Raw genomic sequence first — 7,122 nt, 5'->3', positions numbered from 1 at the left:
ATTTGGTGCCTGAGGGCACCCCGACCCGGGTGGCCGACCGCGGCGGCGTAGATATCCAGCGCGCCGTCGTCGTCGAAAGGCGGTGCGGGGTGATCCGGCGAGTTGATGCCGGTCTTAGCGGTCGGGATCTGTTGTGCTGCCGTATGTTTGGGTTCCGCAATCGGATTATTCGCGCGCGGGATTGTGGCGTGTAGTCAATCTCGCAGAGTGGGCGGACGCCGAGCGGTAGGCTCATGGCACCGGGCAGCTGTCGAACCCTTGGCTGGATCGTCGAGGAAGTCGAATCGCCCAGCCGCGCAGGCGCTATCATCGGTTCCCGGCTGCGGACTGCTGGTTTGTCCCGGTTTTGTTCCCGGGTCCGCGTGATCTCGCTGTGCAGGCGGCGGCTACGGGTCACGAGCGCACAGCTGGCAGAGACCAGCTCCGCGCCGCGGTTGCGGACGGCTTGACGGTGCTCCTCGGCGGTGACGCCATGCCACTCATTCGACTCATCACGCGGCGGGGCGACTACGTCCCAGAACCCGTTCTGCTTCGACATCACAGAAACCTTTTCGACGAACCGGACGCGCTGCCCGTGTTCCCCACCCATCGGTGATGAAACCGGTGATCGGCCGTGGGCTCGAATTGCTCGAACCCGGGTCCTTCTCGTCGAGCCGGGAACCGCCGCCGCCACCCACCGCGCCCAACACGGCAACCTTCCAGGGACGGCTCGGCGCCGCTGGTCTCGATCCGTGTCGCTGGCAGGCGCAGGAGAGGCGCGGGAGAACAGTGCTTCGTCGTCGAGTCCTACTCGGGTTTGGATCGGTACGACGCAGTGCTCGCGCGACCTTCGAGCTTGTGGAGATATGCGTTCGCGCCGACCGAGCACTCGAACGCGTCATACAGATGTACAGACGGCGCGGTGCGGCCTGTTTCAGATGCGCATGGTTGCGGCATCCCTATCGGACAATGGTGATTCCCATCACAAATCGTCTCGACTGCAGCCCAGTCGGGTCGCACGGAAGGAACGTGGATGGGCATCAGCGCCGAGAGTTCACATCAACTCAAGAAGGGGCTCAAGCAGCGGCATCTGACCATGCTGTCGCTCGGCGGGGTGATCGGTGCGGGGCTGTTCGTCGGCTCCAGCGCCACGATTCACGATGCCGGCCCCCTGGCTTTCATCACCTATGGACTGACCGGGCTCATCGTCCTGCTGGTCATGCGCATGCTGGGTGAGATGGCGGCGGCGCGACCGTCGACCGGATCGTTCACCGACTACGCCCGGTTCGCGTGGGGGCCGTGGGCGGGGTTCATCACCGGCTGGCTGTATTGGTACTTCTGGGTCATCGTGGTCGGCTTCGAAGCCGTCGCGGGCGGACAGATCATTCACAACTGGGTCCCAGGGATACCGGTGTGGGCCATCGCCCTGGGGTTGATGGTCGTCATGACCTTCGTCAACCTGCTGTCGGTCGGAGCCTTCGGCGAAGCCGAGTACTGGTTCGCCGGCATCAAAGTCGTTGCGATCATTGCCTTCATCGCCGTGAGCGCCTTGTTCGTTTTCGGCCTCTGGCCGGGTGCGTCCGCGGATTTCTCGAACCTGAGCAGTCACGGCGGGCTGCTGCCCAACGGTGTTGCGACCCTGTTCGTCGGGGTGGTCGTGGTCATCTTCTCGATGACCGGCGTCGAGGTGGTCACGGTCGCCGCGGCCGAATCCGCGGAACCCGCTCGCGCGATCCGCAAGGCAGTGAACTCGGTGGTCCTCAGGATCCTGTTCTTCTTCGTCATCTCGACGTTCCTGATTGTCGTGATCGTGCCGTGGGACACCGTGGTTCCCGGTGAATCGCCCTTCGTCGCCGCGCTTGACCGTATCGGTATCCCCGGTGCGGGCAACCTGCTCAACCTCGTGATTCTGGTGGCCGTCCTTTCGGTGTTGAACTCGGGCCTCTACACCTCCTCACGCCTGCTCTTCGTCATGGGCGACCGTGGCGATGCACCGTCGTGGATGTCGAAGACCAACTCGCGCGGGGTCCCGGTGAAGGGCATCCTGTCGTGCACTTTGGTCGGCTATGGATGCGTCGTCCTCGCTGCGCTGTGGCCGGACACGGTGTTTCTTTTCCTCATCAACGCCTCCGGCGCGGTGTTCCTGTTCGTCTATTTCATGATCTGTGTGTCGGAATTGCGTCTCCGGCGTATTTGGGAGCGGGAGTGCCCCGAGATTCTCCAGTTCCGGATGTGGTTCTACCCGGTTCTGCCGATCCTGGTGACCGCCGCCCTCGTCGCGGTCCTGGTCAGCATGGGATTGCGACCCGAGCACCGCATCGAACTGTTCCAGGGCCTCGCGGTCTGGGCGGTACTCACCGTCGTCTACCTGGTGCTGCGCCGCCGTCGCCGGGCCGGCGATGCCGGCAAGTCGCACGAGCCGCCCGTCGCTGCGGTCACCGATCCGATCGTTGAACGCGCCGCACACTAGTAGCCATTCGGGTCCGTTCATCACACCGTGGTGAACGGACCCGACGTCGGTTACGGGGCGAGTTCGTCCAGGGACAGATTGGCGCGTTCGGCCGCCGTGAACGCCAGCCACAACCGCGCCGCCCCTTCCGTGGTGGTCGGTTTCAGTTCAGTGAGCTGTTCCACCTTCTTCAACCGGTACACCAGTGTTTGACGGTGAATGTTCAACGCGTCGGCACTGGTCTGCCACACACCGTCGTTGCGCAGGAAGACGCGGACCGACTCCAACAGGTCGCCGTCGTTGGCGCGATCGTGGTCGATGAGGGGTCCGAGCGTGCTGCGGACGAGGTGGCGCAGGTCCTCGACACTGGATGGCAGGAAGTTCCGCCCGTCGTCGTCACCGTAGGTGGCGCTCTTCGCTCCTCGCTCATGAGCGCGTGCGACGGCCAGCTGAGATTGCCGAAGTGCCTCCGCGACATGCGAGTTAACGGTGAGGCGGGTGCTGGTCCCCACGGCGCAGTTCGGCGCGAGCTTCACAGCGACGCGCTGCAGGGTCTCGGTGTCGAGGGGAGCGAGGCCTACCAGCGTCGCGCCGCGCACCATGAGCAGCGGGGCGAAATTCTGCAGGCACACGTCGCGATGAATCGCGTGGTGATTCAGCGGCGCGCCGTCTGGAGTGCTCCAACACGCCATCACGACGGCCTCCACCATTCCGCGATGGCGAAGCTCGGGCCAGACAGCGGCCAACGTGATGCTTTCGTCGAGCAGTCCGGCCAGCAGGTCCTGCCCGGATGCGCGAAGCCGGTCCTGTTGCGCCGCTGCGTGTTCCAACTCGAGCGCGATCAGGCCACCGATGTGCTGTACCAGGGGCCGGTCGTTGACCGGGTTGCGATCGACCGTGGCGACCAGCACGACCTCTCCGGCACCTGGAATCGCCACCTGCGCTGATTGGTCGGTCGGCGCGTCGCCGGCGAGTGCGTACGCGCGACGCCCCGTGGCGATGACCTCGCCGGCCAGTTGATCTCTGACCTCGAGCGCCCACCCGGTGGCGGTCTCGAGCGCTGACAGGCGTTCACCGAAGGTGCCCCTGGCGTGCAGCGACTGCCAGTACACGTCGTACAGACGCTTGATCGCTGCCACTCGCTGACGCTCGGACTCGACGGCGCTTTCGATCACCGTGCGCGCCAACTCCACGAAATGCAGCTCGTAACTCGCCATCAGGACGGGAAAGCCCTTGCTCTCGGCGACGTCGATCAGACCTCGAGTGACCGCCGGAGCAGTCGGACTCGATGCGACGACGAGCGCACTGACGTTGCTGTCGATGAGCTGCGTCATCCAATGCCGCTGGGCGTCCTCCTCGCGCGGCATTCCGCCGCCCGTCGTCATGACGAGGTCGCCGGTATCCATCCAGTTCCACGGGTCAGCGAGATCGCACGCATGCGCCCACGTCACCAGACGCGAGCCCCCACTCTGGCCCGAAAGGTAGCGCAGACCCAGCGAGGGCACGGCGACGAGTTGGTCGACGGAGATCAATTCACACCTCCTCATACAAACGTACAACCCACCCAGTCAAGGCTGTCGCGAACGCGTATGCCGCGAATCACATCGCTTCAGCAGACTCGGTTCACATCGCATTACTTCGATCTGGAGGCAGGCAAATGGTGGCCAATCACGTCGACCACGTAACGGTGGACGCGCAGTCAGGCGTTCCGCTGTGGCGCGAAAACAGCGCGGACGCGACACGTCCCGCTCTCAACGGTGACATCACTGCCGACGTCGCGATCGTCGGTGCCGGATTCACCGGCCTGTGGACCGCCTACTACCTACTGAAGGCGGATCCGTCATTGAAGGTCGTCGTCGTCGAGCGGGACTTTGCGGGATTCGGGGCATCCGGTCGCAACGGCGGATGGGCGTCGGCCATCTTCCCGGTCTCGCTTGCCCACGTCGCGAAGCTTTACAACCGTGTCTCGGCCCTGCGTCTGCAGGAGGCGATGAATAACACGGTGATCGAGATCGGTGACGTCGTCGCGGGAGAGGGGATCGATTGCGATTACGCGCGCGAGGGGTTCATCTCGCTCGCTCGCAGCGATGCGCAGCTCGCCCGAGCCAAGGCCACCGTCGCCGGCTCCGAAGCCTTCGGCACCACCGGACAGTGGACGTTTCTGGACGAAGGGGCGGCGCGCGAGCGAATCAACGCCACGAATATCCGCGGCGCGCTCTACACCGAGCACTGCGCACTCTTACAGCCCGAGAAGCTGGTCCGGGGTCTTGCCAGGACCGTCGATACCCTCGGCGGAGTGATCTACGAGAACACAGCAGTCGAATCGATCGCCGGCGGCGTGCTCGGCACGAACCGGGGCGTGGTCACCGCCGGCGCCGTCGTGCGCGCGACGGAGGCTTTCACGCCGCAGTTCGCCGAGTACCGACGCAACGTTGCCCCGCTGTACTCGCTCGTGGTCGCAACGGCTCCGATCCCATCGCCGATTCGCGAATCGTTGGCGCTGACCTCGCGCACTGCGTTCAATGACATGCGCAACCTGCGCATCTATGCCCACCCCACCGCCGATGGCCGACTGGTGTTCGGCGGGCGCGGAGCGCCGTACCATTTCGGCTCCAAGGTCGCGCCGCGGTTCGACGTGGACGCGAAGATCCACGACAAGATCATCGCGACGATGCACGAGATGTTCCCGGCACTGAAGGGCGTCGCGGTCACGCATCGCTGGGGCGGACCGCTGGGCGTGCCTCGGGACTGGTTCCCTTCGGTCGGCTACGACCGGAAGAACAAGCTCGCGTGGGCGGGACCCTACGTCGGTGACGGCGTGGCGACCAGTAACCTCGCCGGCCGCATCGTGCGCAACCTGCTGCTCGACAAGCGCGACGAGAACAACGACCTCCCGATCGTCAACCACCGGTCCAAGGAGTGGGAGGTTGAACCGTTCCGCTGGCTCGGCGTGAACGCCGGGCTGAAGGCGGCTGCCGCTGCCGACATCGAAGAGAAGTTCACCAACAGGCCATCCAAGGTCTCGGCATTGCTCGAGAACCTCACCGGCGCACACTAATCCGCCAACAAGTCACGGAGATATCCATGCCCACGCTCACCCATCTGTCCAATGTCGTCGCGCTCGCCGACCTTCAGCCGGTCGGACCAAGGCCAGGTGCCGATTCCGGGGACCCGCAACTGAAAACGCTCGACGTCCCTTCGGGGACGCAAGCCAAAGTCGGAGTGTGGGAGTGCGAGCCCGGAGGCTGGCCGGTCGTCGACCGACCCGACACCGAGACCTGCTACATCGTTGCCGGCAAGGCCAAGATCACCGACGACGAGACCGGCCGTGTGGTCGAAGTCTCTGCGGGCGACTTCCTCACCCTCCCTCCAGGGTGGAGTGGCCGCTGGGACGTCATCGAGACCGTCCGCAAGGTCTACGCCATCTTCTGACACGAAACTCGTTACACCGAAAAGGATTTCATAGATGAACACGACCGCCCACTGGGCCGACAACGCGCCATTCTCCGGTACCAGCAGAACGACTGCCCCGGTGACGAACCCGGCGACCGGTGAGGTGACCGGTCACGTCGCCCTCGCCAGCGTCGAGGACGCGCGTGCGGTGATCGATGCCGCTGCCGCGGCCTTCCCCGCGTGGCGTGACACCTCGCTGGCCAAGCGCACCCAGGTACTTTTCGCATTCCGCGAACTTCTCAACGAGCGCAAGGGTGAGCTCGCCGAGATCATCACCAGCGAGCACGGCAAGGTCGTCTCCGATGCCCTCGGGGAAGTGAGCCGAGGCCAGGAGGTCGTCGAGTTTGCTTGCGGTATACCGCATCTTCTCAAGGGCGGCTTCACCGAAAATGCCTCGACCAAGGTCGACGCCTACTCCATTCGCCAGCCCTTGGGCCCGGTCGCGATCATCGCGCCGTTCAACTTTCCCGCCATGGTCCCGATGTGGTTCTTTCCGATCGCCATCGCGACCGGGAACACCGTCGTACTCAAGCCCTCGGAGAAGGATCCATCGGCATCGCTGTGGCTCGCGGCGCTGTGGAAGGAAGCCGGTCTACCCGACGGCGTATTCAACGTGCTGCAGGGCGACAAGACCGCGGTCGACGAGCTGCTGACGAATCCGAATATCAAGTCCGTCAGCTTTGTGGGGTCGACACCGATCGCGCAGTACGTCTACTCGACCGCTACCGCGGCAGGCAAGCGCGTGCAGGCCTTGGGTGGGGCGAAAAACCACGCGGTGATCCTGCCCGACGCCGATCTGGATCTGGCCGCTGATGCGATGGTCAACGCCGGCTTCGGCTCCGCAGGTGAGCGCTGCATGGCGATCTCGGCGTGCGTGGCGGTTGGTCCGATCGCCGATGAACTGGTCACCAAGATCACCGAGCGGACCACTCAACTGAAGATCGGCGACGGAACCAAGGATACGGACATGGGCCCCCTGGTGACCAAGGCACACCGAGACAAGGTGGCCTCCTACATCGACGCCGGCGAGACCGACGGCGCCAAGGTCGTCGTCGACGGCCGCACCGTGCAAGCCGACGGCGGGCAGGACGGGTTCTGGCTGGGCCCCACACTGCTCGACAACGTCACCCGAGAGATGAGCGTCTACACCGACGAAATCTTCGGCCCCATTCTTTCGGTTGTGCGGGTCGAGACCTTCGACGACGCGCTCGAACTGATCAACTCCAACCCGTAGGCAACGG

Annotated in this window: 4 protein-coding genes and 1 pseudogene; 4 read left to right on the top strand and 1 reads right to left on the bottom strand. The window is 64.6% G+C overall.

Annotated features, from left to right (window positions below; genetic code table 11):
- Nucleotides 1-1,012: 1,012 nt before the first annotated feature.
- A complete protein-coding gene (locus tag A8G08_RS02740) occupies nucleotides 1,013-2,449 on the top strand; it encodes an amino acid permease (protein ID WP_084435897.1) in 1,437 nt (478 codons plus the stop codon).
- A 50-nt stretch (nucleotides 2,450-2,499) separates the two neighbouring features.
- On the opposite strand, the gene A8G08_RS02735 is transcribed toward A8G08_RS02740, so the two are convergent.
- On the bottom strand, nucleotides 2,500-3,960 hold the full coding sequence (locus tag A8G08_RS02735) for a PucR family transcriptional regulator (protein WP_068269779.1): 1,461 nt from the start codon (nucleotides 3,958-3,960) through the stop codon (nucleotides 2,500-2,502).
- Between the two features lie 125 nt (nucleotides 3,961-4,085).
- Here A8G08_RS02735 and A8G08_RS02730 point away from each other — a divergent pair, with 125 nt between their 5' ends.
- The 3 genes and pseudogenes from A8G08_RS02730 to mmsA all read left to right on the top strand — a co-directional run.
- Nucleotides 4,086-5,486: an NAD(P)/FAD-dependent oxidoreductase gene (locus tag A8G08_RS02730; RefSeq protein WP_068269776.1), complete on the top strand. Its 1,401-nt coding sequence runs from the start codon at nucleotides 4,086-4,088 to the stop codon at nucleotides 5,484-5,486.
- Nucleotides 5,487-5,512: 26 nt separating this feature from the next.
- A complete protein-coding gene (locus A8G08_RS02725) occupies nucleotides 5,513-5,860 on the top strand; it encodes a cupin domain-containing protein (protein ID WP_068269772.1) in 348 nt (115 codons plus the stop codon).
- 34 nt (nucleotides 5,861-5,894) lie between these two features.
- Nucleotides 5,895-7,112: pseudogene (mmsA, locus tag A8G08_RS02720) on the top strand (CoA-acylating methylmalonate-semialdehyde dehydrogenase); the annotation flags it as partial.
- Nucleotides 7,113-7,122 lie beyond the last annotated feature (10 nt).

The organism is Aldersonia kunmingensis (assembly GCF_001646865.1).
Classification (GTDB): domain Bacteria; phylum Actinomycetota; class Actinomycetes; order Mycobacteriales; family Mycobacteriaceae; genus Aldersonia; species Aldersonia kunmingensis.
This window is presented reverse-complemented; position numbering and strand designations above follow the sequence as displayed.

What these genes read in the sequence shown, in the direction of transcription:
- A8G08_RS02740 (WP_084435897.1), top strand. Translation starts at nt 1,013, where the DNA reads ATGGGCATCAGCGCCGAGAGTTCACATCAACTCAAGAAGGGGCTCAAG.
- A8G08_RS02730 (WP_068269776.1), top strand. Translation starts at nt 4,086, where the DNA reads ATGGTGGCCAATCACGTCGACCACGTAACGGTGGACGCGCAGTCAGGC.
- A8G08_RS02725 (WP_068269772.1), top strand. Translation starts at nt 5,513, where the DNA reads ATGCCCACGCTCACCCATCTGTCCAATGTCGTCGCGCTCGCCGACCTT.